This window comes from Niabella sp. CPT15-335-S11 (assembly GCF_058792415.1).
Genome location: NZ_JBYTEI010000012.1, coordinates 1 through 2,163, shown reverse-complemented (window position 1 = coordinate 2,163; position 2,163 = coordinate 1). Strand labels below are relative to the sequence as shown.

3 protein-coding genes are annotated in these 2,163 nt (G+C 44.4%); all 3 read right to left on the bottom strand.

The genetic code is table 11. The features are described 5' to 3' along the window. On the bottom strand, nucleotides 1-339 hold a 339-nt coding region (locus AC3WS5_RS15930; RefSeq protein WP_492468409.1), incomplete at its 3' end, for a hypothetical protein. 309 nt (nucleotides 340-648) lie between these two features. After that, a complete protein-coding gene (locus tag AC3WS5_RS15925) occupies nucleotides 649-927 on the bottom strand; it encodes a hypothetical protein (protein ID WP_492468408.1) in 279 nt (92 codons plus the stop codon). A 12-nt stretch (nucleotides 928-939) separates the two neighbouring features. Next, nucleotides 940-2,163 (bottom strand): RHS repeat-associated core domain-containing protein (locus tag AC3WS5_RS15920; RefSeq protein ID WP_492468407.1); only part of this gene is annotated, 1,224 nt, incomplete at its 5' end.

The following is a 2,163-nucleotide window of genomic DNA, read 5'->3' as shown; positions in this document are numbered from 1 at the left end:
CGAAGCGGGCTTGTCATAGCTCAACTCAAATCCGAACTTACTTGTGCTTTGGGTATTGTTCACATAATCCCTGTTCACACCCAGCAGCCACCCCCGGACGTTGTAATCATATTTTTGAGTTTCAACCGCTGTTGTACCGTTCACCCCTAGCCGCTTTGTTTTTAACTGCCCAACGTCATCATAGCTATTTTGAACAATGACCTTTTCGCCACTGCTCACTCCAGTGGCATAGTCTATCATGTTGTTCACCGTTTCGGTAAGCCTGCCCAGCGCATCGTAGGTGTTTTTGGTGATCGTGATGACGGTAAGGGAATCGAATTCTACACCCCAGCAGATCAAAGCATATCGGCAGACTCACTCAATCCCAATACTTGCGCAACTCAATCAACGGCTGAAAGATTTACTAACAAAAGCATGACCATCAAGCCCGCAGGGTAAGGCAAGGCTATCGCGTACACGCTACGCAGACGGGAGAACCTATGCATATGCCTCTAATGGCATTTTGCAATCGACAACAACCTTATTGAGAACTCTATGAGACCGGTCGCACCGGATGCAAAAACTACCTGTCCGCAGGTAGCCATGAGAGGGCGCAGAGTCGGTCCCGCTCTGCGGAATAACAAAGCCACTTAATCGGTGGCTTTTGTATTATGCGTCATTGATTGCATAATCATATAATCGTTTTGCCTTTTCTTCTATAGACGGCACATAATCTATACTTGCTTCCCAATCATCCACAAACTCTTTTGCCAAAAAAACTTCAATCAGGTAATAATATTTTTTCCCATCTTCTTCTTTAACTCCTTCATCCCCTCCTTCTGCATAAGAAAGTATTATATCAGAATTTGGGTTTTCTCTATCTTCTTGGAAAATTATAGCTTCTTGGTCTACGTTTTCAATGTCTTTTATTAAATCAGTTAATTTCATATTATACATATTTTATTTACCCCAAATTGAAAAACCGCCTCTACCACCAGGATGTAACGTATTCCAAAACGAACTACCTATTGTATGCTGTGATTTAGGTACTAACTGCATTACTCCTGCATTTATATCGTGATGCCATACCCAATTGGCAGGAGACCTCCCTAATATACTACCTGCTGAAGACCTCGGAATATTTATACCTAGCTGTGACATTGACGAAGCAAATCGTGCATCTGTTGCCATAGTTGCACTAAGAGCCTTATTTGCTTCAAGGAAGTGTGCTCCTCTATACACTCCTGGGTAAGAGCCACTTGCTAACTTCATTTCAAAAGCAACAGAATATTGAGCTCCCGAACCTACCGTCTTAGCGGCAGCCGCTTCCCCTGAACCTAACCCCATGGTCAATGGGATTGAAAGGGTTGTTAACCCGGCGCCGATCCTTTGGTCTGTAGTGGTAGAACCTTCCCATAAATTCTTGACATCTGTTTTGCTATACCCCATCGGGCCCGACATTAACGTTGCGCCTCCTACATATAGTTCATTGATCGCCCTGGTCAGCCAGTTATTGGGTATAGAGGAAGGCTCCGCTGATGATATGGTTGTAAATCCATCCGGAACATAACTGGCCTTGCCTCCTTCCTGCAACCATACATTGCCAACTTCACCATTATCACCCAACTTTGCATTATTGAGTACCGTTCCGTTTTTGGCAAAATCATCAGCTTTAGCATCCATCGCTTGTTGCCGGGTAGTTATATTCGGATCATACGCCCACCTGTTCCCTCGCTTGATCCAGTCATCGGCTTCCATGCCATCAGGATCTATAAACCGGATCGGGTTATTTAATGCAAAGTTATAAGGACTCTGCCTGCGGGCTTTTTCACTTAACGGATCTAAGACATGCCACCTTCCGATCTGTGGATCATAGAACCTTGCCGCAAAATCGAACTGCCCTAACCCCAGTTCCCTTTGCAGCTCCTTACCCTGGTACAAGTAGTTGTTCGTTACTGTCGAGTATTTTTCAATCGGTAATCCAAACGGATAATAGTCAGTTTCCTGTAATACCGTTCCTACTTCATCCACTACCACCCGCGTGTTCCCCAAATGATCTCTCAGAAAGTAATCGTATTTCCATGCACCGGATTCCAGCCTTGCCCTACCTTCTTCAGTATTTACGAACTGCAAAGCATTATTTTCAAAGATCAAATTGCCAAGGTATACCGTGACTTTCTGGGG

Bases quoted from the DNA above. Each gene is read 5' to 3' on its own strand.
- AC3WS5_RS15925 (WP_492468408.1), bottom strand. From the start codon at position 927: ATGAAATTAACTGATTTAATAAAAGACATTGAAAACGTAGACCAAGAA.